The sequence below is a fragment of the Blastococcus sp. SYSU DS0753 genome (assembly GCF_054051175.1).
In genome coordinates, this window is record NZ_JBJHAT010000026.1 from 1 (window position 1) to 26,993 (window position 26,993).

The 26,993-nt window shown below is 73.1% G+C and carries 21 protein-coding genes and 3 tRNA genes; 14 read left to right on the forward strand and 10 right to left on the reverse strand.

Annotated features, from left to right (window positions below; genetic code table 11):
- Positions 1-1,648: SDR family oxidoreductase (locus tag ACI799_RS16850; RefSeq protein ID WP_456613515.1), on the reverse strand; the 1,648-nt coding region annotated here is incomplete at its 3' end.
- A 281-nt stretch (positions 1,649-1,929) separates the two neighbouring features.
- Between ACI799_RS16850 and gyrB the strand changes: the two genes are divergently transcribed.
- The 8 genes from gyrB (at position 1,930) to ACI799_RS16890 (ending at position 9,691) form a co-directional block, all read left to right on the forward strand.
- A complete protein-coding gene (gene gyrB / locus ACI799_RS16855; RefSeq protein WP_456613516.1) occupies positions 1,930-3,960 on the forward strand; it encodes a DNA topoisomerase (ATP-hydrolyzing) subunit B in 2,031 nt (676 codons plus the stop codon).
- A gap of 113 nt (positions 3,961-4,073) precedes the next feature.
- Positions 4,074-6,542, forward strand: a complete 2,469-nt coding sequence (gene gyrA, locus ACI799_RS16860; protein WP_456589582.1) for a DNA gyrase subunit A — start codon at positions 4,074-4,076, stop codon at positions 6,540-6,542.
- Positions 6,543-6,649: 107 nt separating this feature from the next.
- On the forward strand, positions 6,650-7,453 hold the full coding sequence (locus tag ACI799_RS16865; RefSeq protein WP_456589581.1) for a DUF3566 domain-containing protein: 804 nt from the start codon (positions 6,650-6,652) through the stop codon (positions 7,451-7,453).
- A gap of 343 nt (positions 7,454-7,796) precedes the next feature.
- Positions 7,797-7,870, forward strand: a tRNA-Ile gene (locus tag ACI799_RS16870).
- Between the two features lie 81 nt (positions 7,871-7,951).
- Positions 7,952-8,092, forward strand: a complete 141-nt coding sequence (locus ACI799_RS16875; protein ID WP_456589580.1) for a DLW-39 family protein — start codon at positions 7,952-7,954, stop codon at positions 8,090-8,092.
- A 24-nt stretch (positions 8,093-8,116) separates the two neighbouring features.
- Positions 8,117-8,189: transfer RNA gene (locus ACI799_RS16880), tRNA-Ala, on the forward strand.
- A gap of 84 nt (positions 8,190-8,273) precedes the next feature.
- Positions 8,274-8,807 (forward strand): peptidylprolyl isomerase, encoded by a 534-nt coding sequence (locus ACI799_RS16885; protein WP_456589579.1) that lies wholly within the window; start codon positions 8,274-8,276, stop codon positions 8,805-8,807.
- Between the two features lie 128 nt (positions 8,808-8,935).
- Positions 8,936-9,691 (forward strand): rhomboid family intramembrane serine protease, encoded by a 756-nt coding sequence (locus ACI799_RS16890; protein WP_456589578.1) that lies wholly within the window; start codon positions 8,936-8,938, stop codon positions 9,689-9,691.
- A gap of 59 nt (positions 9,692-9,750) precedes the next feature.
- On the opposite strand, the gene ACI799_RS16895 is transcribed toward ACI799_RS16890, so the two are convergent.
- Complete coding sequence (locus ACI799_RS16895; RefSeq protein ID WP_456596023.1) at positions 9,751-10,173, reverse strand: PH domain-containing protein; 423 nt, start codon at positions 10,171-10,173, stop codon at positions 9,751-9,753.
- Between the two features lie 94 nt (positions 10,174-10,267).
- Between ACI799_RS16895 and ACI799_RS16900 the strand changes: the two genes are divergently transcribed.
- Complete coding sequence (locus tag ACI799_RS16900) at positions 10,268-11,428, forward strand: thiolase family protein (protein WP_456613517.1); 1,161 nt, start codon at positions 10,268-10,270, stop codon at positions 11,426-11,428.
- Between the two features lie 548 nt (positions 11,429-11,976).
- Here the strand turns inward: ACI799_RS16900 and crgA are convergent.
- Entirely contained in the window at positions 11,977-12,249 is a 273-nt protein-coding gene (crgA, locus tag ACI799_RS16905; RefSeq protein WP_456589575.1) for a cell division protein CrgA, read from the reverse strand.
- 186 nt (positions 12,250-12,435) lie between these two features.
- On the opposite strand from crgA, the gene ACI799_RS16910 reads away from it, so the two are divergent.
- On the forward strand, positions 12,436-13,134 hold the full coding sequence (locus ACI799_RS16910) for a DUF881 domain-containing protein (protein WP_456589574.1): 699 nt from the start codon (positions 12,436-12,438) through the stop codon (positions 13,132-13,134).
- A gap of 61 nt (positions 13,135-13,195) precedes the next feature.
- Positions 13,196-13,855: an aminodeoxychorismate/anthranilate synthase component II gene (locus ACI799_RS16915; RefSeq protein ID WP_456589573.1), complete on the forward strand. Its 660-nt coding sequence runs from the start codon at positions 13,196-13,198 to the stop codon at positions 13,853-13,855.
- Between the two features lie 68 nt (positions 13,856-13,923).
- On the opposite strand, the gene pknB is transcribed toward ACI799_RS16915, so the two are convergent.
- The 7 genes from pknB to ACI799_RS16950 form a co-directional block, all read right to left on the reverse strand.
- Complete coding sequence (pknB, locus tag ACI799_RS16920; RefSeq protein ID WP_456613518.1) at positions 13,924-15,714, reverse strand: Stk1 family PASTA domain-containing Ser/Thr kinase; 1,791 nt, start codon at positions 15,712-15,714, stop codon at positions 13,924-13,926.
- A gap of 145 nt (positions 15,715-15,859) precedes the next feature.
- Positions 15,860-17,593, reverse strand: coding sequence for a protein kinase domain-containing protein (locus ACI799_RS16925; RefSeq protein ID WP_456613519.1), 1,734 nt, complete (start codon positions 17,591-17,593; stop codon positions 15,860-15,862).
- Entirely contained in the window at positions 17,593-19,035 is a 1,443-nt protein-coding gene (locus tag ACI799_RS16930) for a peptidoglycan D,D-transpeptidase FtsI family protein (RefSeq protein WP_456589570.1), read from the reverse strand. Before ACI799_RS16930 ends, ACI799_RS16925 begins: the two co-directional genes overlap by 1 nt.
- Positions 19,032-20,438 carry an FtsW/RodA/SpoVE family cell cycle protein gene (locus ACI799_RS16935; RefSeq protein WP_456589569.1) on the reverse strand — a complete coding sequence of 469 codons (1,407 nt, stop codon included), beginning with the start codon at positions 20,436-20,438 and terminating at the stop codon, positions 19,032-19,034. Before ACI799_RS16935 ends, ACI799_RS16930 begins: the two co-directional genes overlap by 4 nt.
- Positions 20,438-21,850: a protein phosphatase 2C domain-containing protein gene (locus ACI799_RS16940; protein WP_456613520.1), complete on the reverse strand. Its 1,413-nt coding sequence runs from the start codon at positions 21,848-21,850 to the stop codon at positions 20,438-20,440. The genes ACI799_RS16935 and ACI799_RS16940 overlap by 1 nt, the downstream gene beginning before the upstream one ends.
- Positions 21,847-22,305 carry an FHA domain-containing protein FhaB/FipA gene (locus ACI799_RS16945; protein ID WP_456589567.1) on the reverse strand — a complete coding sequence of 153 codons (459 nt, stop codon included), beginning with the start codon at positions 22,303-22,305 and terminating at the stop codon, positions 21,847-21,849. Before ACI799_RS16945 ends, ACI799_RS16940 begins: the two co-directional genes overlap by 4 nt.
- Before the next feature lie 85 nt (positions 22,306-22,390).
- Complete coding sequence (locus ACI799_RS16950) at positions 22,391-23,209, reverse strand: FhaA domain-containing protein (protein ID WP_456589566.1); 819 nt, start codon at positions 23,207-23,209, stop codon at positions 22,391-22,393.
- A gap of 175 nt (positions 23,210-23,384) precedes the next feature.
- Between ACI799_RS16950 and ACI799_RS16955 the strand changes: the two genes are divergently transcribed.
- The 3 genes from ACI799_RS16955 to ACI799_RS16965 all read left to right on the forward strand — a co-directional run bounded on the left by ACI799_RS16955 (position 23,385) and on the right by ACI799_RS16965 (position 26,979).
- Positions 23,385-23,467, forward strand: a tRNA-Leu gene (locus ACI799_RS16955).
- Between the two features lie 31 nt (positions 23,468-23,498).
- Entirely contained in the window at positions 23,499-26,471 is a 2,973-nt protein-coding gene (locus tag ACI799_RS16960; RefSeq protein WP_456613521.1) for a heavy metal translocating P-type ATPase, read from the forward strand.
- Between the two features lie 40 nt (positions 26,472-26,511).
- The gene (locus tag ACI799_RS16965; protein ID WP_456589564.1) at positions 26,512-26,979 is read left to right on the forward strand and encodes a hypothetical protein; all 468 of its coding nucleotides are present in this window, start codon (positions 26,512-26,514) and stop codon (positions 26,977-26,979) included.
- Positions 26,980-26,993: the final 14 nt, after the last annotated feature.

Below are 26,993 nucleotides of genomic sequence, written 5' to 3' on the forward strand. Positions count from 1 at the left end.
GGGGGGGGGGGGCGGGCGGGTGGGGGGGGGGGTGGGTGTGGTTGTTGTTGGGGTCTGGGGGGGGGGGCCCGCCCCCCCCCCCCCCCCCCCCCCCCCCCCCCCCCCGCGCGGTGAGCCAGGACGGCGCGTCGGCCCGTCCGCTGCGTCGCTCGGCCGCTCGGGTGATGCCGCGCAGCATGCCGCCGAAGACGAAGCCGTGGAAGAGGGCGACCGCCCACCAGTACAGGTGCCCGGCCAGCCCACGCGGGGCGAAGGTCGCCCGCTGGCGCAGGGTCGTACCGCCCGCGGCCGGGTCTTGTTCCACGTGGAACTCCAGCCAGGCGAGCCCGGGCAGCCGCATCTCGGCGCGCAGCCGGAGCAGCCGGCCCTCCTCGCGCTCCTCGACCCGCCAGAAGTCCAGCGCATCGCCGACGTAGAGCTCGTCGGGGTCGCGCCGTCCCCGCCGCAGACCCACCCCACCGACCGCCCGGTCCAGCCAGCCGCGGACCCGCCAGGCCAGCGGCCAGGAGTACCAGCCGGCGTCCCCGCCGATGCCCTCCACCACCTGCCACACGGTCTCGGCCGGAGCGGTCGTGGGCCGCACCCGCTCGTCGACGTAGAGGCTGCCCCCCGCCCAGTCCGGGTCGGTCGGCAGCGGGTCGGAGGGCGCGCCGGGGACCGACGCCGACGCCCAGCGGGTCACGACGTCGGAGTCGTGCACCCGCTGGATGGCCAGCCGCACCGCCTCGTCGAAGCCGAGCAGCCCCTCCGGCGGATCGGGCACGTAGCGGGCGATGTCGTGCTCGGTCGCGACGACGGTGTTGCGCAGCGACTCGACCAGCGGGCGCGCGATGGACGCGGGCACCGGCGTGATGAGGCCGACCCAGTGGCTGGACAGCGACGGGGTGAAGATCGGCACCGGCAGGATGCGCCGCCGCGGCAGCCCCGCGACCCGGGCGTAGCGACGCATCATCGTGGCGTAGTCCATGACGTCGGGGCCGCCGATGTCGAAGCAGCGGTGCACGTCGGCCGGCAGCCGGCCGCAGGCGACGAGGTACCGCAGCACGTCGCGGATCGCGATCGGCTGGATCCGGCTGTGCACCCACCGGGGCGTGACCATCACCGGCAACCGCTCGGTCAGGTGCCGCAGCATCTCGAAGGACGCCGACCCCGAGCCCAGGACGACGGCGGCGCGCAGCACCACCGTCGGCACGCCGGAACCGAGCAGGATCGCCGCGACCTCGGCTCGGGAGCGCAGGTGCGGGGAGAGCTCCTCGTCAGCCGGCGCCATCCCGCCCAGGTAGACCAGCCGGCCGACGCCGGCCGCGCGCACCGCCGCGGCCATCACCGTCGCGGTGTGCCGGTCGGCCGCCTCGAACTCCGGCCCGGTCCCCAGCGCGTGGATCAGGTAGTAGACGACGTCGACCCCGGCGCACGCCGCTGCGACCGACGGCGCGTCCCCCGCGTCGGCGCGCACGATCTCCACGTCCCCGGCCCACGGGTGGTCCCGCAGCCGCTCCGGCGAGCGGCTCATGACCCGCACGCGGTGGCCGGCGGCGAGGAGCGCGGGCACGAGACGGCCCCCCACGTAGCCCGTGGCTCCGGTGACGAGGCAGGTGAGGGGCGGGCCGGACTGGTCGTTGCCGGGGGCGGCGGCGGGTGGTGCCATACGGCCGAGTCTGCGGCCCCTCCGATGGCCGCGCGCGGCACGGAACCGGCCAGCGTCGCCCTGACGGCGTGTCGGGGTGGGGGCCAAGCAGGATGGTGGCGGAGCTCCCGCGAGAGGCGCAGACACGGCGTGAGGGCGTGCACGACGCTGTTCCTGTCACACCTCGCGGTATCGTGGGAGACGAAAACCGCCAGCAACCGGCTGAGCGCCCGCCTGCGCCGTCGAGCCCCCCGCACCGGCTGGGGCCGCGATGCGCCGGTTGCTCGAGAGGAAGGCCCCACGTGGTCGCAGCACCCCAGACCGAGTCCGCATACTCGGGCAGCTCCATCACCGTCCTCGAGGGTCTCGAGGCGGTGCGCAAGCGCCCCGGCATGTACATCGGCTCGACCGGCGAGCGCGGCCTGCACCACATGGTGTGGGAGGTCGTGGACAACGCCGTCGACGAGGCCCTGGCCGGCTACTGCGACACCGTCCGGGTGACCCTGCTGGCCGACGGCGGCGTCCGGGTCGAGGACAACGGCCGCGGCATCCCGGTGGACATGCACCCGGTCGAGAAGCGGCCCACCGTCGAGGTGATCATGACCGTCCTGCACGCGGGCGGGAAGTTCGACGGGAAGAGCTACGGCGTCTCCGGTGGTCTGCACGGCGTCGGCGTCACCGTCGTCAACGCGCTGTCCACGAGGCTCGACGTGCGTGTCTGGACCCACGGCAAGGAGTGGTTCCAGGAGTACGCGGAGGCCAAGCCCGGTCCGCTGCAGGAGATCGGTCCCACGAAGAAGCGCGGCACCGCGATCACCTTCTGGGCCGACCCGACGATCTTCGAGACGACGACGTACTCGTTCGACACGATCAGCCGGCGCCTGCAGGAGATGGCCTTCCTGAACAAGGGCCTGACCATCGTGGTGCGCGACGAGCGCCCCGGTCACGGCAAGGCCGAGACCGGCATCGGCGAGGAGTCGCTGGCCGAGGCGGCCGCGCCGGTCGCGGGCGAGGAGGAGGCGTTCGAGCCGACCGAGGTCACCTACCGGTACGACGGCGGCCTGGTCGACTACGTGGCCTACATCAACCGGCGCAAGACGCCGATCCACAAGTCGGTCATCGGCTTCTCCGCCGACGGCGTGGGCAAGAACGACACCGCGATGTCGGTGGAGATCGCGATGCAGTGGTCCGACGCCTACTCCGAGTCGGTGCACACCTTCGCGAACATCATCAACACCCACGAGGGCGGCACCCACGAGGAGGGTTTCCGCGCGGCGCTCACCTCCATCGTGAACCGGTACGCGGTGGAGAAGAAGCTCCTCAAGGAGAAGGACGACAAGCTCACCGGGGACGACATCCGCGAGGGCCTGGCGGCGATCGTCTCGGTCAAGCTCGGCGACCCGCAGTTCGAGGGCCAGACGAAGACCAAGCTCGGGAACACCGAGGTCAAGGGCTTCGTGCAGCGGGTGTGCAACGAGCAGATCGGCCACTGGTTCGAGGCCAACCCGACCGAGGCCAAGACGATCATCACCAAGGCGGCCTCCGCGGCTCGCGCCCGCCGCGCGGCGCAGGACGCCCGCAAGCTGGCTCGCAAGAGCCTGCTGTCGGTGAGCGGGCTGCCCGGCAAGCTGGCCGACTGCCGCTCCACCGACCCGCGCAACTCCGAGGTCTACATCGTCGAGGGCGACTCGGCCGGCGGCTCGGCGAAGTCCGGCCGCGACTCGATGTACCAGGCGATCCTGCCCATCCGCGGCAAGATCATCAACGTCGAGAAGGCGCGCATCGACCGGGTGCTCAAGAACGCCGAGGTCCAGTCGATGATCACCGCCTTCGGCACCGGCATCCACGACGAGTTCGACATCTCGAAGCTCCGGTACCACAAGATCGTGCTGATGGCCGACGCCGACGTCGACGGCCAGCACATCAGCACCCTGCTGCTGACGCTGCTGTTCCGCTTCATGCGGCCGCTGGTCGAGGGCCAGTACGTCTACCTGGCCAAGCCCCCGCTCTACAAGATCAAGTGGGGCGGCAAGATCGGCGACGAGTACGCCTACAGCGACAAGGAGCGCGACGCGGTCGTGAAGGCCGGCGTCGAGAGCGGCCGCAAGATCAAGGACGAGATGATCCAGCGGTTCAAGGGGCTCGGTGAGATGAACGCCAGCGAGCTCTGGGAGACCACGATGAACCCCGAGACCCGGATCCTCCGCCAGGTCACCCTCGAGGACGCCGCAGCCGCGGACGAGATCTTCAGCGTGCTCATGGGCGAGGACGTCGAGGCGCGGCGCAGCTTCATCACCCGCAACGCCAAGGACGTCCGCTTCCTCGACGTCTGAGGCCCCGTCCCGGGTCCCGCCCTGAGCTCGCGAAGGGTGGGAGGGCGGGGTCCATTAACGGTCGACTTGGCCTTTTGTCCACCCCTGTGCACCGACCTGTGGAGATCTGAACCGTGACGGAGACCCCACCCCGCGACCGCGTCGAAGCGGTCGACCTCCAGCAGGAGATGCAGCGCAGCTACATCGACTACGCGATGAGCGTGATCGTGGGCCGCGCGCTGCCCGAGGTGCGCGACGGCCTCAAGCCGGTGCACCGGCGCGTGCTGTTCGCCATGTACGACCAGGGCTTCCGCCCCGACCGCGGGTACGTCAAGTGCGCCCGCCCCGTCGCCGAGGTGATGGGTAACTACCACCCGCACGGTGACTCGGCGATCTACGACGCCCTCGTGCGGCTGGCCCAGCCCTGGTCGATGCGCTACCCGCTGATCGACGGGCAGGGCAACTTCGGCTCCCCGGGTAACGACCCGGCGGCCGCGATGCGGTACACCGAGTGCCGGCTGACGCCGCTGGCGATGGAGATGCTGGCCGGCATCGACGAGGAGACCGTCGACTTCCAGGGCAACTACGACGGCCGCACCGAAGAGCCCGTCGTCCTGCCCTCGCGCATCCCGAACCTGCTGATCAACGGCTCGGCCGGGATCGCGGTCGGCATGGCCACCAACATGCCCCCGCACAACCTGCGCGAGGTGGCCCAGGCGGTCTTCTGGATGCTCGACCACCCCGAGGCGGAGGCCGAGGAGGCCCTGACCGCCTGCATGGAGCGGATCAAGGGCCCCGACTTCCCGACCCACGGCCTGATCGTCGGCCGCGAGGGCATCGAGGACGCGTACCGCACCGGCCGCGGCTCCGTGCGGATGCGCGCCGTCGTCACCGTCGAGGAGGACAGCCGCGGGCGGGTGCAGCTGGTCGTCACCGAGCTGCCCTACCAGGTCAACCCCGACAACCTCGCCGAGGCGATCGCCGAGGGCGTCCGCGAAGGCCGCCTGCAGGGCATCAGCGAGATCGCCGACGAGTCCAGCGACCGGGTCGGCCGCCGGCTCGTCATCACGCTGCGCCGCGACGCCGTCGCCAAGGTCGTGCTGAACAACCTCTACAAGCACACCCAGCTGCAGACGTCCTTCGGCTGCAACATGCTCTCCATCGTCGACGGCGTCCCGCGCACGCTGCGCCTCGACGAGCTGGTGCGCAACTGGGTGCTGCACCAGATCGAGGTCATCCAGCGGCGCACCCGCTACCGGCTGCGCAAGGCCGAGGAGCGCGCGCACATCCTGCGCGGTTACGCCAAGGCGCTGGACCAGCTGGACGCCGTCATCGCCCTCATCCGGAGCAGCGAGTCGGCCGACGCCGCGCGCACCGGCCTGATGGAGCTGCTCGACGTCGACGAGATCCAGGCCGTCTCGATCCTCGACCTGCAGCTGCGCCGGCTCGCCGCGCTGGAGCGGCAGCGGATCCTCGACGAGCTCGCCGAGATCGAGGCCCGGATCGCCGACCTGCAGGCCATCCTCGAGTCCCCCGAGCGGCAGCGGCAGATCGTCCGTGACGAGCTGGCCGAGATCGTCGAGAAGTACGGCGACGACCGGCGCACCCAGTTCGTCGCCAACGAGGGTGACGTCTCGATGGAGGACCTCATCGCCGAGGAGGAGGTCGTCGTCACCATCACCCGCACCGGGTACGCCAAGCGCACGAAGAGCGACCTCTACCGGTCGCAGCGCCGGGGCGGCAAGGGCGTCATGGGCGCGCAGCTGAAGCAGGACGACATCGTCGACCACTTCTTCGTCGGCTCCACCCACGACTGGATCCTGTTCTTCACGAACAAGGGCCGGGTCTACCGGGCGAAGGCCTACGAGCTGCCGGAGGCCAACCGGACCGCCCGAGGTGCGCACGTGGCGAACATCCTCGCGTTCCAGCCGGACGAGAAGATCGCCCAGGTCATGCAGATCAAGGACTACACGGTCGCGCCGTACCTGGTGCTCGCCACCGCGAAGGGCCAGGTCAAGAAGACCCGGCTGACCGACTTCGACTCCCCGCGCCAGGGTGGCGTGATCGCCATCAACCTGCGCGACGGCGACGAACTGGTCGGCGCCGCGCTGATCGGCCCCGACCAGGACCTGCTGCTGGTCACCCGCAAGGCGATGTCGATCCGCTTCAAGGCCGACGACGCCGCGCTGCGTCCGATGGGCCGGGCGACCGAGGGCGTGCGCGGCATCTCGCTCGCCGACGACGACCGGCTGCTGTCGATGATCGTCGCGCAGGAGGGGGTGGACGTCCTCGTCGCGACGGAGCGCGGCTTCGCCAAGCGCACCGGCATCGAGAACTACCCGAACCAGGGCCGGGGCGGCAAGGGCGTGCTCACCGCCGACCCGAAGGCCCGCAAGGGGGCCCTGGTGGGGGCGCTGGCCGTGACCCTCGGCGACGAGCTGTACGCGATCACCTCCGGGGGTGGCGTGATCCGGACGCCGGTCAACGGCGTGCGCCACAACAAGGATCGGGCCACGATGGGTGTCAAGCTGATGAACTTGCCGGAGGACGTCTCCATCGTGGCGATCGCGCGTACGACGGACAACGACGAGCCCTCGGCCTAGGGTGAGTAGCTAGGCACGCAGGAGACTGCGGCTCCGCGGTGGTCACGAGCCGTCGCGGAGCCCGGGACCGAAGGAGCGGCACAGCCGCTGCGGAACGGGAGACAGGCATGAGCGACCGGACGGACGGTTCGGTGCGCACCGACTCCCGGGCCGGGGACGGAAGCGCGGCGGAGGGCACGCCCACCCACGGCAACCCCGCCCCCACGCAGTCCATCCCCGCGACCGGCAGTCAGCGGGTCCAGTCCCCTGGCACCGGGGCGGCCCCGGTGGTCCCGCAGCCGCTGGCCCCGGACACCGGTTCCTCCCCGGCGCAGCCCGGGTCGACTCAGCAGGGCTCGGCGCCGAAGGGCTCGACTCAGCAGGGCTCGGCGCCGCAGGCCTCGGCGCAGCAGGCTGCGACACAGCAGGGTCCGGCGCCGCAGGGCTCGACGCCGCAGGCGCAGGCTTCCGGCGCGGAGCCGCCCGCGGGCGCCCCGGACGGCGCAGCCGGTCCGGTCGGCGTCAGCGTCGGGGGAGCCCGCTCCGGTCGGGGCAAGGCCGGCCGTGGCCCCCGCCGGGCCCGGCTCCAGATCCGCCACATCGACACCTGGTCGGCGCTGAAGATCTCGCTGATGCTGTCGATCGCCCTCTTCTTCATCTGGATGGTGGCGGTCGGCCTGCTCTACATGGTGCTCGGCGGGCTGGGCGTCTTCGACGCGGTGAACGACCTCTTCGGGCAGATCGGCAGCGCCTCGGGGAACGAGTCCTCCGGGGACGTCGTGACGATCGGAGTCGTGTTCTGGGGCGCGGCGCTCATCGGCGCCATCAACGTCGTCCTGCTCACCGCGCTGTGCACCGTCGGCACGTTCATCTACAACCTCTGCTCCGACCTGGTCGGGGGGCTGGAGGTCACGCTCTCCGAGCGCGACTGAGCACTCCGTCCTCCTCCGGAGGACGCCGCGGCCAGGTGCCGTTCCCCGGTCGGGCGGAGCGTGTCCGTCGTCCCTGCGCGGATCCTCCGGGCCTATTCGGGACGACCGGGCAGGCGCGCTGTAGGGGTTCATCTCGCGCTCTGGTGGGCCTGCAGGGTCCCGGGAGCACGGACAACACCCCCGGAGCGGGCCGGCGCGGGCGAAGCGGGGGTCCAGGGGCCGGCGCAGGGCCCGGGTTCGCCGAAGGCGGGCGCGTGAGCCGGCGCGGACGGGGGAGCACTGCGTGCGAGTGGGCCCCCTGCAGGGAGCGCTCCAGGGGTCAGGTACGCTTTTCGAGGTTCACGGGCCTGTAGCTCAGGCGGTTAGAGCGCATCCCTGATAAGGATGAGGCCGGAGGTTCAAGTCCTCCCAGGCCCACCCGTGCACCGGAGCCTCACGGTTCCGAGTGACCCGCACGTCGCCCCCGCGGCGAGCGAAGCGCCCGAGGAGGTTCTCCGCGTGCTGAAGAAGCTGGCGCTCGCCGCCGCTGCGGCCGGTGCACTCGCCGCCGTCCGGAAGCGGTCGGCCGGCCGCACCGAGGCCGACCTCTGGCGCGAGGCGACGAGCGGTCCGGGCGCGGTCAGCACGCCCACCCGCTGAACCACCGGCCGACCACGGCCGCCCGGGGACGTAGCTCAATTGGCAGAGCACCGCCTTTGCAAGGCGGGGGTTAGGGGTTCGATTCCCCTCGTCTCCACCCCTGGCGCCAGCCCGGCGTCCCGGCTCCACGTGAAACCGGCCCCGCGACACCCGGCCGGCACGGCGGTGGGAGAGTGGAGCCGTGACTGAATCGACTCCCGCCCGCCGCGCGGTCCTGCACACCAACCACGGCGACATCACCGTGGACCTCTTCCCCGACCACGCCCCCAAGACGGTCGCCAACTTCGCCGACCTCGCCGAGGGCGCCCGCGAGTGGACGCACCCCGCGACCCGCGAGAAGACGACGGACAAGCTCTACGACGGCACGATCTTCCACCGGATCATCCCCGGCTTCATGATCCAGGGCGGCGACCCGCTCGGTCAGGGCATCGGCGGTCCGGGCTACCAGTTCGGCGACGAGATCCACCCCGACCTGGCCTTCACCAAGCCCTACCTGCTGGCCATGGCCAACGCGGGCCCGGGCACGAACGGCTCGCAGTTCTTCATCACCGTCGCCCCCACCACGTGGCTGACCGGCAAGCACACGATCTTCGGTGAGGTCGCCGACCAGCCCAGCCGCGAGGTCGTCGACCGGATCGCCGCCGTGCCCACCGGCCGCAACGACCGCCCCGTCGAGGACGTGGTGATCGAGTCCGTCGAGGTGCAGCGCAGCTGAGCACGGAACCGCACGGCGGGGGCGCGGCCGACCAGCCGCCGCCCCCGCCGCCGGCCTGCTACCGGCATCCCGAGCGGCCCACGGGCATCTCGTGCGCGCGGTGCGGCCGGCCCATCTGCCCCGACTGCATGATCCCGGCGTCGGTGGGCTTCCAGTGCCCGGAGTGCGTGCGCGCGGGCGCTGCCTCGGTCCGCGCCCCCCGGCGCACCTCCGGCGTCTCCGCCGCGGCGTCGCGCTGGGGCAGCGTCACGCTGACGCTGATCGCGGTCAACGTCGTCATGTTCCTGGTGACGGCGGTCTCGGCCGGCCTGGTCGGCAACGCCCCGCTGGAGAACTACCGCTCCCCGGTGTTCACCGCCCTGTCCCAGTACCCGCTGCTGGTGGAGCTGGGGGAGCCGTGGCGGCTGCTGACGGCCACCTTCCTGCACATCGGCCTGGTGCACCTGGTGCTCAACATGCTGGCCCTGCTGATCTTCGGCTCCGAGCTGGAGCGCCAGCTCGGCCGCCTGCGGTTCCTGGCGCTCTATTTCGTGTCGGCGCTGGGCGGCTCCACGGCCATCCAGCTGTTCGGGGACTTCACCCGGCCGGTCGCAGGCGCCTCGACGGCCATCTACGGCCTCCTGGGGGCCCTGGGCGTCCTCATGGTGCTGCGTCGGCAGGACGTGCGCGGCATCCTCGTGCTGCTGGGGATCAACATCTTCATCAGCTTCCTGCCCGGGGTCTCGCTCCTGGGCCACCTGGGCGGCCTCGTCACCGGCGCGGCCGTTGCCGCCCTGTTCGTCGGCACTCGGCGGAGGACGGCGGTCCAGGCGATCGGCATCGGGCTGCTGGCGGTGCTCCTGGTCGCGCTGGCCCTCGGCGTCTCCCACGTCGGGGCGGCCTGACCACGACGGCGCCGGCGCAGCGGCGGCCGGGCGGCCCGGCGGCCCGGTGGTCCGCGAGATCACGTCGCCGGGCCGCTCCGCGGGTGCAGCTGCGCCAGCTCGCCGGCCACCGTCGCGGGGTCCGCGCCCAGGTCCCACCGGCCCAGGATGACGAGCACCCCGTCGTCGTCGCCCGCGGCAGGTGCCTCCAGCTCCAGGGTGCGCACCGTCGTCCCCCAGCGGCGGGCGCTGCGCACGTGCACGCGCAGCAGCCCCCACGGGAGCACGCGGGTGCCGGTCAGCGTGCGCACCGTCACGCCGTCGGGGCCGGTGGCCAGCCGAGGCCGCAGCAGCGCCTCGCGAGCGGCGAGCCCGAGCAGCAGCAGGGCCGCGCCGCCCACCAGCAGCCGGCCGGGCGCATCCAGCAGCAGGGTGGCCGCCCCGAGCAGCGCGGCGCATGCCGCGAGGACCGCCGGGACGTAGGCCGGAGGGGACCAGTGCACGCCGCCAGCCTGCCAGGGGTGACGTGGAACATACGATCGCGGCGGGGTGGCCGGTCCCGGCCGCGCCGGATCGTCGTCGACGAGGAGTGGGTCCATGCGTGATGCCGTCATCTGTGCCGCCGTCCGTACACCGGTGGGGAAGCGCGGGGGAGGGCTGTCCGGCGTGCACGCGGTCGACCTCTCCGCGCACGTGCTCAACGCACTCGCCGAGCGCTCGGGGATCGACCCGGCCGTCGTCGCGGACGTCTTCTGGGGCTGCGAGAGCCAGGTCGGGGAGCAGACGTTCAACATCGGCCGCAACGCACCCCTGGCCGCCGGCTGGCCCGAGTCGGTGCCCGGCACCACGATCGACCGGCAGTGCGGGTCCTCGCAGCAGGCCGTCGCCTTCGCCGCGGCCACGGTCATCAGCGGCCAGGCCGACGTCGTCGTCGCCGGCGGCGTGGAGTCGATGAGCCGGGTGCCCATGGGGTCGGCCCGGGCGGACGGCATCGCTGGCAAGCCACTGGGCCCGCGCTTCCTCGAGCGGTACGACGGCGTCTACCCCAACCAGGGCATCGGTGCCGAGATGATCGCCGAGCGCTGGGGCTTCTCCCGCACCCAGCTCGACGAGTTCGCCCTGGCCTCCCACGAGAAGGCGGCGAAGGCGCAGGCCGACGGCGCCTTCGACGAGGAGATCGCCCCGGTCACCCTCGACGACGGCACGGTGGTCAGCGCCGACGAGGGCATCCGGCCCGGCGGCACCCTGGAGAAGCTGGCCTCGCTGAAGACCCCGTTCAAGGAGGACGGGGTGATCAGCGCCGGCAACGCCAGCCAGATCTCCGACGGCTCGGCGGCACTGCTGGTGACCACCAGCGAGAAGGCGCGCGAGCTGGGGCTGCGGCCCCTCGTGCGCATCCACACGACGGTGATGGCCGGTGACGACCCGGTGATCATGCTGACCGCGCCGATCCCGGCGACGCAGAAGGTGCTGGCGCGCTCCGGCCTGTCGGTCGACGACATCGGCGTGTTCGAGGTCAACGAGGCGTTCGCCCCGGTCCCCCTGGCCTGGATGGCCGACACCGGGGCCGACGCCGGCCGGCTGAACCCCCTCGGTGGTGCGATCGCGCTGGGCCACCCGCTGGGTGGCTCGGGCGCCCGCATCATGACCACGCTCGTCCACCACATGCAGGCCACGGGCACCCGCTACGGCCTGCAGACGATGTGCGAGGGCGGCGGCACGGCCAACGCGACGATCCTGGAGCTGCTCGACGCCTGACCGGTGCCACCTCTGCACCGATCCCGGTGCCTCCGCGCCAGCCCCCGGCCCTCCGGCTGGGGGCTGGCGTCGTCCCGGGCTGGTGGTCGTCCACCGCCGGGACCGCTGTCCGTGCTCGGCCGGTGACGTCCGGTGACCCGGACGGGTCCGTCCAGAGAGCCCCCCGACCGGGTGTATGCGCAGGTCAGGGCGGGTACGACCGCCGCACGGTCGGCGTCGGTGACGCACGGACATGTCGACTCGTCCACAGCTGAGTACACAGCTGGGGACAGACTCACACGTCTGTAGTTACGCCGTTGGACGTCCTGTCACACGAGCACCATCGGTAGAGAAACCGCAGGTCAGGCGCGTTCCCGCCCGCGCGCTCCCTCCACACTCGGTGGACAAGCCTGGGGGCGGGGCGCCATGTCGACCTGTGGACGGAGCCGATGGCTGTGCACAGCGTCCACATGGCGGCCGGAAGTGCTCCACGACGACCGAGGCCCCCGTCCCTGGTGGGGGACGGGGGCCTCGAACGGGGCCTCGCGGGCGCGGGACCGGTCGGTCCGCTATCGCCAGCGCATCGACATGATCAGACCGGCCACCATGACGCCGAAGCCGATGGCGAAGTTCCACGCCGACAGCGAGACCATCAGGGGAATCCGGTCGCCGGCCACGTAGTAGACGACGATCCAGAGCAGCCCCAGCAGCATGAGGGTCACCATCACCGGCGCGTACCAGCGCGGGCTGGGCTGCAACGCCTTCGACTGCGTGCCCCGGGAACGGAGCACGTCCTCCGGCGGCGTGTACACCGACTTCTTGCGCACCTTCGACTTGGGCACGTGCCTACTCCCTCCCGGGGGCCGGGCTCGTCCTCCCCGACCGGAAACTGTCACCCAGACTAAACTTCGGAACGACGTCGGCACCGGTGCCTCACCCGTACGCGCCGACGTCGGTCCCGGCCGGAGGAGGTGCCCGTGGCCCGCTGGTCGTCGTCCGGACACCGCGTGTCGCCCTGGAGCGCGCTCGTGCCCGTGGTCGCTCTCGCGGCCGGGCTGCTCTTCGCCACGTCGGGCCGGACGGCTCAGGGCAACGACCTGCGCGCCGGTGAGGTCACCCAGCTCTCCCAGCTGGTGGAGGAGCGCGACGCCGCGGTGGCCCGGCAGGAACGCCAGCTGGCCGAGCTGCAGGAGCAGGTGCAGCGGCTCACCGAGCAGGTCGCGAGCCGGGACGGCGCCGTCGCCGAGGCTCAGGCCCGCGGCGAGGCCGGCGCCGAGGCCGCGGGCCTGACACCGGTCGCGGGCGCGGGGGTGGTCATCACCCTCGACGACGCGCCGCAGCGGTCCGACGGCACCCTGCCCAGCGGCGCCCGCCCCGACGACCTGGTCATCCACCAGAGCGACGTGCAGGCGGTCGTGAACGCCGTCTGGGCGGCCGGCGCCGACGGCGTGGCGATCATGGACCAGCGGCTCATCTCCACGAGCGCTGTGCGCTGCGTGGGGAACACCCTGCTGCTGCGCGGGCGCACCTACTCCCCGCCGTTCGTGGTCACCGCCGTCGTCGACGCCACTGCCGTGGAGGCGGCGCTGGACGCCTCGCCGCAGGTCGCGGTCTTCGAGCAGGCGGTCGCGGCCTTCGGCCTCACGTTCGAGGTACGCGAACGGCCCCAGGTGACGGTGCCCGCCTACGATGGCGGCCTCACGCTGCAGTACGCCACCGCCGACTGAACCGGCTGCCGTACTGCCGCTGTCCCGTGCCGCCGACCGCCCAGCGAGGAGCCCGACCGCGATGACCGCCGCCGACCGTCCGGTCCTCGTCGTCGACAACTTCGACAGTTTCGTCTACAACCTCGTGCAGTACCTCGGGCAGCTCGGTGTGCGCTGCGTGGTGCGGCGCAACGACGCGGTGACCGTCGACGAGCTGCCCGACCTGGACGTCGCCGGTGTGCTCCTCTCCCCAGGCCCCGGCGCCCCGGTCGATGCCGGCGTGACCGTGCCGATGGTCCGGGCCGCCGCCGAGCAGGGCACCCCCGTCCTCGGGGTCTGTCTCGGGCACCAGGCCATCGCCGAGGCGTTCGGTGCGGAGATCGTGCGGGCCCCGGAGCTGCTGCACGGCAAGACCAGCCAGGTGGTGCACGAGGGCCACGGCGTCCTCGCCGGTCTGCCGTCGCCGTTCACCGCGACCCGGTACCACTCCCTGGCCGTCGACCCCGCCACGGTGCCGGACGAGCTGGAGGTCACCGGGCACACGCCTTCGGGCCTGGTGATGGCGCTGCGGCACCGGGAGCTGCCCATCGAGGGCGTCCAGTTCCACCCCGAGTCGGTGCTCACCGAGGGGGGGCACCGGATGCTCGCGACGTGGCTCGCCGCCTGCGGTCTGGCGCCCGAGGAGGACGTGGTGGCCGCCGCCACGGCGAGCGCCGAGCGGCTGAGCTCCGCCACCGCCTGAGCCACGTACGCGAGCAGGGCCCCTCCCGGTGGGAGGGGCCCTGCTCGGCGTCCGGGTGGCTGGTCGCGCTAGCCGCCGGTCTCGTCGTCCTCCGGGTCCTGCGTGTCCGGCGTCTCCGGCTGTGTGGGCGGAACGGACGGGGTGGTCGTGGTGGTGGGCGTGGCCGGCTGCTCCGGCGGCGTGGGGACGGCCACGCGGAGCGTGATGGTGTCCCCCGAGCCGACGTCCTGCCCGGCCGACGGGTCGGTCTCGACGACGGTGCCCTGCGGGACGTCGTCGCGCTCGACGTTCTGGATCTCGATCTGCCCGGTGCTGAAGCCGGCCTCCTGCAGGAGGGCCCGCGCCTGCGTCTCGGTCCGGTTGACGACGTCGGGCAGCTCGATGGTGCCGGTGGAGACGCTCAGCGTGATGACGGCATCCGGGTTCGCCTGGCTGGACTCGGCGGGGCTCACCGCGGCCACCCGGCCCTCGTCGTACTCGATGGAGTCGACCTGCCGGCTGGAGATGTTGGTGAACCCGGCCTGCTCCAGGTTGGCGCGCGCCTGGTCCTCGGTGAGGCCGACGACGTTCGGCACCAGGATGGTGTCGGGCCCGGCGCTGACGACCAGGTCGACCGGGGTCTCCGCATCCACCCGCGCACCGCTGGGCGGGGTGCTCGACACGACCTGCCCTTCGGGAACGGTGGCGCTCGCCTCGGTCGTGACGTCGCCGACGGCGAGCCCGGCCTCGGTGATCCGCTGTTCGGCCGTGGCCTGGTCCAGCCCGGCGAACGCGGGCACGGTCACCTGCGCGACCGGCGGCGCCTCGTCGTCCTGGGTCAGGGCCACGGCCGCGGCGATCACGCCACCGAGAAGGAGCACGGCGAGCACCGAGACGATCGCGATGATCCGGCGCTTGCGGCGCCGATCGCCGTCGTCGTCCCAGTCGTCGTCGCCGTGGCCGCTGGCGTAGGCGCCCACGGGTGCGCCGATGATGGCGGTCTTCTCGGCGTCGCCCATGACCGGCGTCGCCTCGACCCGCTGCCCGGCGAGCGCCCGGAGCAGGTCGTTGCGCATCTCGGCGGCCGACTGGTACCGGTTGGCCGGGTTCTTGCTCATCGCCTTGAGCAGGATCGCGTCCAGCTCCGGGGGCACGTCGGGGTTGATCGACGACGGCAGGCGGGGGTCCTCGCGCACGTGCTGGTAGGCCACCGACACCGGCGAGTCACCGGTGAACGGCGGTGCCCCGGTGACGAGCTCGTAGAGGAGGCAGCCCAGCGAGTAGACGTCGGACCGGGCGTCCACGCCCTCGCCGCGCGCCTGCTCGGGGGAGAGGTACTGGGCGGTCCCTATCACCGCAGCCGTGGAGGTCATCGTGGCCGCGGAGTCCGACACCGCCCGGGCGATGCCGAAGTCCATGACCTTGACCGTGCCCTGCGGGGTGATCATGACGTTCCCGGGTTTCACGTCCCGGTGCACGATGCCGTTGCGGTGGCTGAAGTCCAGTGCGCCGCTGATGTCCGCGGCGAGGCTCATGGCCCGCTCGATCGGCAGCCGGCCCTCCCGCCGGAGGACGTCGCGCAGGGTCTCGCCCTCCACGTACTCCATGACGATGTACGGGGTGGCGCCGCTGGGCGTGCGGTCCTCGCCGGTGTCGTAGACGGCGACGATCGCCGGGTGGTTGAGGGAGGCCGAGGCCTGGGCCTCGCGGCGGAAACGCACCTGGAACGAGGGGTCGCGGGCCAGGTCGTGGCGCAGCACCTTGACCGCCACCTCGCGGCCGAGGCGCAGGTCGCGGCCGTGGTGCACCTCGGCCATGCCACCGCGGCCCAGGACTCCGCCGATCTCGTAGCGCTCACCGAGCACCTGCGGCGTGGTCATCGACGGTCCTCTCGGGCGGTTCCGTGCGGCCTGCGCGGCCCGGTGGTGCGGAGCGTGCCCGCGGCGATCTGCGCCGCGGACTGCTGGCCGTCGGCGAGCCTAACCGCAGAACGCCCCGCGATCCGGGATCCGAGTGCCGAGCTGGTCACTGTCCGTCACCTTGGGTCGGCGCGGCGCTCGCTCCGGCATCGGTCTCCGGCGCGGGCGGTTCGGTGGTCGTCGGCGGCGGGGGTGCCGTGGTCGTCGGAGCAGGCGTGCCGCCGGCGGGGGGCGTCGTGGTCGTCGACGAGCTCGTCGCGCTCGTCGATGTCTCCTCCGCAGGATCGGTCGTCCCCGTCGGGGCCGTGGTGGTCGGCGGCGCCGTGGTCGTCGGGGTCGCCGTCTCCTCGCCCTCGTCGCCCTCGTCGCCCTCGTCGGCCTCGTCGCCCTCGTTGCCCTCCCCGGCGGCGGGGTCGTACTCGTCGGGGGAGTAGTAGAGCGTGACCGGGGTGTCCGGGGTCGCCTCGACGCCGGACGGATCGATGCCTGCGACGTCGCCCTCGTCCAGGGCCTGGCCGAGGGCGGTCAGCAGCCCCGCGCTGGCCTCCTGCTGCGAGACCGACGTGAATCCGGCCTCCCGCAGCTCCTCCTCCACCTCGTCGGCGTCCCGGCCGATGTACCGGGCCGGGTCCAGCAGGATCCCGGCGGGCTCGGCGCTGGTGGTCGGTGCGCCGGTGGTGGGGGCGGCGTCCTCGTTGCCGGGATCGGCTCCCGTACGGGACAGCAGCACGTACGTGGTGCCGGCCACCAGCAGCAGGACCACGACGGCCGCGGCCAGCCAGGCCCAGCGCCGGTTGCCGCCCCGGGCGGGAGGTCCGTCGCCGGCCGTCCAGTCGTCGTCGTCCGGAGCAGCGTGCAGGGGCGGCATCGGACGGCCAGCGGTGGCCGGCGACACCGCGGGCATGCCGGCGGCCGGCGTGGCGAAGACCTGGGTGTGTCCGTCGCCGACGTCCACGATCTGCGTCGGGGCGGTCGCCGGGGCGACCACGGAGGCGGCGAGGGAGTCGCCGGCGGCGACGCGGCGGACCGCCTCGGCGAACGCGCCGCCGTCGGTGAACCGGTCGGCCGGGTCCTTCGCCAGGGCGCGCTCGACGAGCAGGCGGACCGCCGGCGGGATGTCCCCCGGCAGCGGGGGCGGCGGCCGGTTGATGTGCGCCAGCGCGATCGCCACCTGGGAGGCGCCGTCGAACGGCCGGGCGCCGGAGAGGCACTCGAAGCCGACGACGCCGAGCGAGTAGACGTCGGAGGCGGCGGTCACCTCCATGCCCTGGGCCTGCTCGGGGGAGAGGTACTGCGCGGTGCCGACCACCATGCCGGTGCGGGTGAGCGGTGCGGCGTCCCGGGCCTGGGCGATGCCGAAGTCGGTCAGCTTCACCACGCCGTCGGGCCGGACGATCAGGTTGCCGGGCTTGATGTCGCGGTGCACCACGCCGGCCCGGTGGGCGGCGGAGAGGCCGTCCGCAGCCTGGCCGAGCACGTGCAGCGTCCAGTCGACGGGCAGCCGGCCCTCCTCGTGGAGGATCGTCACCAGGGGCTGGCCCTCGACGTACTCCATGACCAGGAACGCCAGGGTCTGCACGCCGCTGTCGTCGGTCGTCTCGCCGTAGTCGTAGACCGAGGCGATGTTGGGGTGGGACAGGGCCGCGGTGTGCCGAGCCTCGTTGCGGAAGCGGGCCAGGAAGCTCGGGTCGTTGGTGTACTCGCTCTTGAGCACCTTGGCGGCCACGATGCGGTCGAGCACCTGGTCGCGGGCCTTCCACACCTCCCCCATGCCGCCGGTGGCGATGGGCGCGGTGATCTCGTAGCGCCCGGCCAGCAGGCTCCCGATGCCGAGTGCCATCAGCCCCGCCCCTCGAACCAGGCCGCCATGACGTCGCGGGCGATGGGGGCGGAGACGTCGCCGCCGGTACCGCCGCCGTTGGCCACGAACACGGCGACGGCGATCTGCGGGTCGTCGGCGGGCGCGAAGCCCATGAACCAGTTGTGGTCGGGCACGCCCTCGCGCACCTGCGCGGTGCCGGTCTTGCCGGCGACCTCGATGCCGGAGAGGCGGGCGGCCCGCCCCGAGCCGCGGGCGACGACGCTGACCATCATCTCGGTGAGCTGGTCGGCGACGGTCGCCGAGATGGGCTCGCGGAGCTCCTCCGGGTCGGTCGAGTCGATGACGGTGAGGTCGGGCGCGCGCAGCTCGTCGATCAGGTAGGGCTTCATCTGCACGCCGTCGTTGGCCACGGTCGCTGCCAGCATGGCCGCCTGGAGCACGGTCATGCGCACGTTGCGCTGGCCGATGGACGCCTGGGCCAGGGCGGCGTCGTCGGGGATCTCACCGACGGTGCTCGCCGCGACCTCCAGGGGGATCTGCAGGCCCTGGTCGTCCAGCCCGAACGCCTCCGCCATCTCGCGCACCTGCTCCTCGCCGAGATCGAGGCCGAGCTGGGCGAAGGCGGTGTTGCAGGAGATCGTCAGCGCATCGGTGAGCGACTGCTCGCCACTGGGGCTGCACGCCGAGCCGCCGAAGTTGGGGATCACCCGCGTGCTGTTCGGGAGGGGCAGCTCGCGGGGGGCCGGCACGACGGACTCGGGGGCCAGCCCCTCCTGCAGGGCGGCCGCCGCGACGATCACCTTGAACAGCGACCCGGGCGGGTAGTTGTCCGCGATCGAGCGGTTCACCCGGGGGTCCGGATCCTGCGAGGTGATGGCCTCCATGTTCTCGCGGATGGCCTGGGGATCGTGGCCGGACACCAGGCCCGGGTCGTAGGTGGGCGTGCTCGCCATCCCGAGGATCGCGCCGGTCCGCGGGTCGAGGGCGACGACACCACCGGTGACACCCTCCAGGCCTGCCATGGCAGCCGCCTGGACGGCGGGGTCGAGGGTGAGGACGACGTCGCCGCCGGCCGGGTCGCGCCCGGTGAACAGGTCGGCGATGCGCCGGACGAACAGCCGGTCGTCCTCCCCGGAGAGCACGTCGTTCATGACCTTCTCCAGGTACCGGTTGCCGTACACCAGCGAGTGGTACCCGGTGACCGGCGCGTACATCGGCCCCTGCGGATAGGTGCGCAGGTACTCCAGCCGGCCGTCGGTGGGCACGGACATCGCGACCTCGGTGCCCGCCACGATGATCGAACCGCGTTCCCGGTCGTAGGACTCGGCGATCACCCGGGTGTTGCGGGTGTCGCTCCGGAGATCGTCCGAGCGGACCACCTGGATGACGTTGACGTTGACGATCAGCAGCGTGAACAGCACCAGCACGCTGATCGCCACCCGCCGCAGCGGCGCGTTCACGGGGTCACCACCTCGGTCGGGGCGTCCCCGAGCCGCACCGGGGCGGCGTGCTGCGTCGCCGGGCGGCGCGCGGCGTCGCTGATCCGGACCAGCAGCGCGACGAGCACGAAGTTCGCCACGAGCGACGATCCGCCGTAGGCCAGGAACGGCGTGGTGAGCCCGGTCAGCGGGAGCAGCCCGGTGACCCCGCCCAGCACGACGAACACCTGCCAGGCGATGGCGAACGCCAGCCCGGTGGCCAGCAGCTTGCCGAAGGCGTCGCGGACGACGAGCGAGGTGCGCAGGCCGCGCTCGACCAGGATCAGGTACACCACGATGACGGCGACCAGCCCGAAGAGGCCGAGTTCCTCGCCGACGGCGGCAGCGATGAAGTCGCTCTTGGCCACCGGCACCTGGTCGGGGCGCCCGCCGCCGAGGCCGGCGCCGAACAGCCCCCCCGTGCCGAGGCCGAACAACGACTGCATCAGCTGGTACCCGGCGCCGTCGTAGTGGGCGGACGGGTCCAGCCAGGTGTTCACGCGGGCCTGCACGTGGCTGAAGATCTGGTAGGCGATGAACGCGCCGCCGGCGAACAGGCCCAGGCCGATGAACAGCCAGCTGGCGCGCTCGGTGGCGACGTAGAGCATCACCACGAAGATGCCGAACAGCAGCAGCGAGCTGCCCAGGTCGCGCTCGAAGACGAGCACCAGGATGGAGACGATCCAGGCGAGCAGCACCGGGCCCAGGTCGCGGCCGCGGGGCAGTTCGATACCGGCGACCTTGCGGCTGGCCAGCGCCAGCACGTCGCGCTTGTCCACCAGGTAGGCGGCGAAGAAGACGACGAGGCAGATCTTGGCGAACTCGCCCGGCTGGATGGAGAAGCCGGCCACCCGGATCCAGATCTTGGCGCCGTTGACCTCCGAGATCGACGCCGGCAGCACGGCCGGGATGGCCAGCAGCACCAGCCCGATCAGCGCCAGCGTGTAGGCGAACCGGGAGAGGATCCGGTGGTCGCGGACGACGACGAGGACGGCCACGAAGAGCGCGACGCCCAGGGTCGCCCACACCAGCTGCACGGGTGCGTCCTCGCGGGTGACCGTGCTGCCGACCTGCCCGGCCGCCAGGTCGAGGCGGTGGATCACGGCCAGGCCGAGGCCCACGAGCAGGGCGACGGCCGGGAGCAGCAGCGGATCGGCGTAGGCCGCCCACCGGCGGACGACGAGGTGCGCGACCACCCACAGCGCGGTGATCCACACGCTGAAGCCGGCCATCTCCGGGCGCAGTTCGCCGGTGACCGTGAGGTCGACGATCGCCTGCGCCGCGACGGTGATGAGGACGGCGAAGGCGAGCAGCAACGCCTCGGTGCCCCGCCGGGTGGGCGTCTCGGCCGCGGCGGTACGCGGGTCGGTGACGGGTCCGGGCATCAGTCGGCCTCCCGGCAGTCCACCCCCGGCACGGGCGACGTCGTCGTCCGCGCCGGCGACGGCACGCTCGTCGGCTCCTCCGCGGGTGCCTCGGGGAGGGCGGGCTCCCCGGGCGCCGGTTCCTGGGCGGTCGTCGGTGCGGCGGCCGGCGGCACCGTCGGCTCCTCCGTGGGCGAGGCGGTGCCGCTGTCGGCGGTGCGGCACAGCGGCAGCCGCTGGTCGGTCAGCGCGGAGACGATCCGCTCGGCGTCCTCGGAGTCGTCGGCGGTGATGGTGTCGAGGACGCGGTTGCGCGCGGCCGGGGTCAGGTCGCTGAGCGCGAGGTCGGTGCCCCGGTCCAGGCGGGAGAGGTCCATCCCGAGCAGCGAGGCGTCCAGCCCGCGGAAGACGGCCACCTGCCGGTCGTCACCGGAGCCGTTCACGCCCACGAACCAGTGGTTGAGCGCCCACACGTACGTACCGATCGCCCCGGCCACCAGCACGGTGAGAAGGGCCCCCGCCACCAGGAGGATGCGCATCGGGCGGCGGCGGGCGGAGGGGCCGCCGCCCGTCGGCAGTGTGGGCGGCGGCGGGGGAGCAGCGGCCTGGTCGGCGAGCGCGGCTCGGCCGGCGGCCGAGCGCGGGTCCACCTCGCGCTGGCCGATGTTGTCGCCGGCCGCGCCGTCCACGACCGGGTCGAACCGGCCGTTGCCACCGGTGTCCTCGAGGACGTCGGCGACGATCACGGTGATGTTGTCCGGGCCGCCGCTGCGCAGCGCCAGCTCGATCAGCCGGTCGGCGGTGGCCTCCGGGTCGGGGTCCTTGAGCGCCTCGGCCAGGGTCTCCTCGCTGACGACGCCGGACAGGCCGTCGGAGCACAGCAGGTAGCGGTCGCCCGCGCGCGCCTCGCGCATCGAGAGGTCGGGCTCGACCTCCTGGCCGTTGAGGGCGCGCAGCAGGAGGGACCGCTGCGGGTGCGTGCTCGCCTCCTCCTCGGTGATCCGGCCGTCGTCGATCAGGCTCTGCACGAAGGTGTCGTCGTGGGTGATCTGGGTGAACTCACCGTCGCGCAGCAGGTAGGCCCGGGTGTCACCGACGTGGCACAGGGCGAGCCGGCCGCCGGCGAACAGGATGGCGGTGAGCGTGGTGCCCATGCCCTCGAGCTGCGGCGACTCGCGGATGACCTCGCGCAGGTGCTCGCTGCCCTCGTGCACGGCGGACCGCATCGACTGCAGCATGTCGCCGCTCGGCGTGTCCTCGTCGAGGTGCTCGAGGGCGGCGATCACCACCTTGCTGGCGACGTCGCCGGCGGCGTGGCCGCCCATGCCGTCGGCCACGGCCAGCAGCCGGGGCCCGGCGTAGACCGAGTCCTGGTTGTTGCCGCGGATGAGGCCGCGGTCGGAGCGCGCGGCGTAGCGGAGGACCAACGTCACGAACGCAGCTCCAGTGCGGTCTGGCCGATGCGGATCGGCTGGCCGGGGGCGACCTGCAGCGGGCCCTGCACGCGCTGCTGGTCCAGGTAGGTGCCGTTGGTCGAACCCAGGTCCTCGACGTACCACTGGCCGCCCCGGTTGGTCAGGCGGGCGTGCCGGGAGCTGGCGAAGTCGTCGGTTAGGACCAGGGTCGAGTCGTCGGCCCGGCCGATGAGGATGGGTTGGTCACCGAGGGTGATCTTGGTGCCGGTGAGCGGCCCGGCGGTGACCACCAGGGACTTGGGACCGCGGTGGCCGCGCTTCTTCGGCGTGGCCGAGCGGGGCGGCACGGTGGCGACGCGACCCGGACGCCCGCCGAACAGGTCGGCGCGCACCACGCGGAACGCGGCGAAGATGAACAGCCACAGCAGCAGGAGGAAGCCGAAGCGGAAGATCTGCACGACGAGTTCGGTCACGGCCGCACCCCGGCAGACACCTGCCCGGCATCGCGGCGGGAGGTCTGCTCCCGGATGCCGGATTCTCCTGACCGCACGGAGCCGGTCACGCCCCGTCCTGCCGGTAGACGAGGACGGAGTGACCGATGCGGATGACGTCGCCGTCGCTGAGCGGCTGGCGGCTGACGCGCCGGCCGTTGACCAGCGTGCCGTTGGTCGACCCGAGGTCCTCCACCGTGGCGACGTCGCCGTCGAGGACGACGTCGACGTGCTTGCGGCTGACGCCGGTGTCGGGGATGCGGATGTCTGCCTCGGTGCCCCGGCCGATGACGTTGCGGCCGGTGGAGAGCTCGTGCCGCGTGCCCGGGCCGTCGACGACCAGCACGTGGGTCATCGTCGTGCGGGAGCCGGCGCGGCCGAGTACCGAGGGGTTCTGCTTCCCGGTGTCGGTGGCCATCCGCCCGCGCAGCGGCGGGAGCGGAGGCAGCGGGGGGTGGCCGGCGACCGGGGCGGAGGCCAGCGGCGGCGCGTCGGCCCGGACCGGTGGGCGCGCGGGGTCGGCGACCTGCGAGCTGACCTCGAAGACGCCGGTGGTCAGCTCGTCGTCCCGCTCAAGCGCGACGGTGACCTTGTCGAAGACCTGGTAGCCCTCGTCCTCGATGTGCTCGGTGACCATGTCGGCGAGCTCGCCGGCCAGCTGGTCGGACCACTGGCCCAGGTGCTCGAAGTCGGTCTCCCCGAGGCGGACGACGTAGACGTTGGGCGCCAGCACCCGGCCCTCACCGAGGATGGAGCGCTGCTCGTCGGCCTCGCGCTGGAGCGCCTTGGCGATCTCGGCGGGGTGGACCTTGCCCTTGAAGAGGCGCGCGAAGGCGAGGCCGACCATCCCCTCGAGCCGGCGCTCGAAGCGCTGCAGCACACCCACAGTCGCTCCCTTGCGCTCGCCGGACGTCCCACTCTGCCACCCGTGATCGTAGCCGGGCCGGGCGCGCATGACCGCCCAGGAAGACGCGACGCCCCGCACGTCGTCCGCGGGGCGAGCGGTCTCGGAACCCCCCGGCGGCGGTGGGCGTGCCAGCTGATACTGTTCTCCCTCGCCAGGGCAAGTGGCGGAATGGCAGACGCGCACGGTTCAGGTCCGTGTGTCCGAAAGGACGTGGGGGTTCAACTCCCCCCTTGCCCACTCCAGACCGGGAATTCCCCGGTCCCTCCAGATGGCCGGGACCCCGTCCCGCGCCGTCGACGGCAGGCCACACCGGCCACCGCACCGCCGCCATCCGCGCGCCCACCCGGGCACCTGGGCGCTCCACCCGAAGGCCGCGCCGCACAGCGCCGGTGGCGGTGCCGCCGCCGAGGTGCCGGCCCCGGTCGTGCACATCTCCGACCGCACGCCGCGGCTGTCACGTGACGGCGCTGTCCGGCACGCGCACGCGCCGCGCATCGACGCGCAGAACCGGGTCAACCTCGGCGAGGCGCTGGGCGCACTGGGCTGGACGCCGCAGACCCTGCTCGTCGCCTCCCGGGAGAACGGGCACGTTGTCATCCGCGCCGCCGCCGACAGCCCGCTGCTGACCCGGGTGCCCGTCGACGTCCACCGCCGGCTGACCCTGCCGCCGGCCGTGCTCGTCGCCCTGGGATACGGAGCGGTGCCGACGCGACGGCGGCGCGATCGGCCCACCGGCCGGCGTCACCGGCTGAATCGTGAGCTGAGCAGGGTCGGGGAAATACCCCGGAGGGGTATAGGGTTGACGGCGGTGCAGGGCCGCCGCGCTGCCACTCACCCGTCTTCCGCGGGATTCGGCTGCCGGTCGGTGGAGCAGCGCGAGGCAGAGGAGACGGTCATGTCAGATCCGACGACCCGCCCGGGCCGCCACACGGGGCAGACGGACGCGGCAGCGCCCGGCCACCACCACCACCACCACCACGACCCCGGCCACGGGCCGACGCACGGACAGGGACTGCCGGTCGCTCCCGGCGACAGCCACCTGGGCGTGGAGGACCCGCTGCGCGCCGTCGCCGGCTCCGCCCCCGACGGCCACGGCGACCGCGCGGTGCACGGCGGGCATGAAGACCACGGCGGCCGGGGGGACCACGGTGGTCACGCGGCGCACGGCGGGCACGCCGGCCACGGCGGTCACGGCGGTCACGGCGGTCACCACGTGGCGATGTTCCGCCGGCTGTTCTGGATCATGCTGGCGCTGGCGGTGCCGACGGTGCTGTTCAGTGGCATGTTCGCCGACATCGTCGGCTACCCGCTGCCCGACGTCCCCGGTCTGACCTGGGTGTCCCCGGTGCTGGGCACGGTCATCTTCGTCTGGGGCGGGCTGCCTTTCCTCACCGGCGCGGTCGGGGAGATCCGGACCCGCAGGCCCGGGATGATGCTGCTCATCGGCATGGCCATCACCGTGGCGTTCATCGCCTCCTGGGGTGCCACGGTCGGCTCGCTCTCCCACGAGCTGGACTTCTGGTGGGAGCTGGCGCTGCTGATCGTGATCATGCTGCTCGGGCACTGGCTGGAGATGCGCTCCCTGGCCCAGACCTCCTCGGCGCTGGACTCGCTGGCCGCGCTGCTGCCCGACGAGGCGGAGAAGGTCGTCGGCGACCAGGTGGTCACCGTGCCGCCGGCCGAGCTGGCCGTCGGTGACGTGGTCGTCATCCGTCCGGGTGGGCGGGTGCCGGCCGACGGCGAGGTGATCGAGGGCACCGCCGACGTGGACGAGTCGATGATCACCGGAGAGTCCAAGCCGGTCCGCCGCGGGGTCGGCGACACCGTGGTGGCCGGCACGGTGGCCACGGACACCGCCATCCGGGTGCGGGTGACCGCGGTCGGGGATGACACCGCGCTGGCCGGCATCCAGCGGCTGGTCGCCGAGGCGCAGTCCTCCACCACGCGCGCGCAGCTGCTGGCCGACCGGGCGGCCGGCTGGTTGTTCTGGTTCGCCGTGGCCGCCGCGGGGATCACCGCCGTCGTGTGGAGCCTCTACGGCGCGCCGGACAGCGCGCTGGTTCGGGTGATCACGGTGCTGGTCATCGCGTGCCCGCACGCCCTGGGCCTGGCGATCCCGCTGGTGGTGTCCATCTCGACCGAGCGGGCCGCGCGCGGCGGCGTGCTGGTCAAGGACCGCGGGGCGATGGAGCGGATGCGCACCGTCGACACCGTGCTCTTCGACAAGACCGGCACCCTCACCAAGGGCGAGCCGGCGGTCAACCACATCGCCGGGGTCGGCCGGACCGAGGACGAGGTCCTGGCGCTGGCCGCCGCCGCGGAGACCGACAGCGAGCACCCGCTGGCGCGTGCGATCGTCGCCGCCGCCCGGCAGCGGAATCTTCCCGTGTCCCCGGCGACGGAGTTCCGCGCGTCGGCCGCGGTCGGGGTCACCGCCACCGTCGAAGGGCACACCGTCGCCGTCGGCGGCCCGCACATGCTCACCGAGCACGGCCTGACCCCGCTGCCCGACACCCGGGCGTGGGCAGAGGAGGGCGCGACGGTGCTGCACGTGCTCGTCGACGGGCACGTCGTCGGGGCGCTGGCCCTGGCCGACGAGATCCGGCCGGCGTCCCGGGAGGCGGTCGCCGCGCTGCACGCGCTCGGCATCGACGTGGTCATGATCACCGGTGACGCCGAGCCGGTCGCCCGCGCGGTGGCTGCGGAGCTCGGCATCGACCAGGTGTTCGCCGGGGTGCGCCCCGAGGACAAGGCCGAGAAGGTCGCCGCCCTGCAGCAACAGGGCCGGGCGGTGGCCATGGTCGGCGACGGGGTGAACGATGCCCCGAGCCTGGCCCGCGCCGATGTGGGCCTGGCGATCGGTGCAGGCACCGACGTCGCGATCGGGTCCGCCGGGATCATCCTGGCCTCCTCCGACCCGCGTGCGGTGGTGTCGGTGATCCGGCTGTCGCGGGCCAGCTACCGCAAGATGCAGGAGAACCTCTGGGCCGGCGCCGGCTACAACCTGATCGCGGTCCCGCTGGCCGCCGGGGTGCTCGCCCCGATCGGCTTCGTCCTGCCGATGGAGGTCGGTGCGCTGCTGATGAGCCTGTCCACCGTCGTCGTGGCGTCCAACGCCCAGCTGCTGCGGCGGCTGGACCTGCGCCCGGAGGCCAGCGTCGCCGAGATCACCACCGGCCCGGCGGCCCCGGCCCGGCGCTCTGGGGCGGCCGCGGAGCCGACCGCCGCCGGCCGGCACTGACCGACCCGGTCGCCGTAGCCTCGCTCAGGAGGGGGTGGGCATGGCGGCACGAGTTTGGACAGCGCTGCTGCTGCTGGCCGCCGTCTTTGCGATGCACGGCCTGCAGTGCACCGCCGTCGGGACCGGGCACACAGCCGGTCCCGACGGCGCCGCGGTCGCCGCAGCCCCCACCGGGGTGCTCGAGGGCGGCCTGCGCACCGGCGCGGTGAGCCACGGCCTCGATGCGCACAGCACCGTCCACGACACCGCCGCGATGGTCGCCGCCGCCCCGCTGGCCGGCCTGCTCGCCGCCGACCACGGCAGCGCGCCGGCCGGAGCGGTCGGGCACCTGTGGGCGCTGTGCCTGGCGGTGCTCGCCGCCGGGCTGGCGGTGCTGGTCGCCCTGCTGCTGCCCCGCCTGCTGACGCTCCTACCGGCGGCGTGGGCGCGGCTGCGCACGCACGCCTCCGCGGGCCTGGCACCGCTGCGCCCGCCGGACCTGCACGCCCTCTGCCTGCTGCGGATCTAGGCCGACCGCCTGCA

Bases quoted from the DNA above. Each gene is read 5' to 3' on its own strand.
- ACI799_RS16865 (WP_456589581.1), top strand. From the start codon at position 6,650: ATGAGCGACCGGACGGACGGTTCGGTGCGCACCGACTCCCGGGCCGGG.
- ACI799_RS16890 (WP_456589578.1), top strand. From the start codon at position 8,936: ATGATCCCGGCGTCGGTGGGCTTCCAGTGCCCGGAGTGCGTGCGCGCG.
- ACI799_RS16900 (WP_456613517.1), top strand. From the start codon at position 10,268: ATGCGTGATGCCGTCATCTGTGCCGCCGTCCGTACACCGGTGGGGAAG.
- ACI799_RS16915 (WP_456589573.1), top strand. From the start codon at position 13,196: ATGACCGCCGCCGACCGTCCGGTCCTCGTCGTCGACAACTTCGACAGT.
- pknB (WP_456613518.1), bottom strand. From the start codon at position 15,714: ATGACCACGCCGCAGGTGCTCGGTGAGCGCTACGAGATCGGCGGAGTC.
- ACI799_RS16925 (WP_456613519.1), bottom strand. From the start codon at position 17,593: ATGGCACTCGGCATCGGGAGCCTGCTGGCCGGGCGCTACGAGATCACC.
- ACI799_RS16935 (WP_456589569.1), bottom strand. From the start codon at position 20,438: ATGCCCGGACCCGTCACCGACCCGCGTACCGCCGCGGCCGAGACGCCC.
- ACI799_RS16960 (WP_456613521.1), top strand. From the start codon at position 23,499: ATGGCCGGGACCCCGTCCCGCGCCGTCGACGGCAGGCCACACCGGCCA.
- ACI799_RS16965 (WP_456589564.1), top strand. From the start codon at position 26,512: ATGGCGGCACGAGTTTGGACAGCGCTGCTGCTGCTGGCCGCCGTCTTT.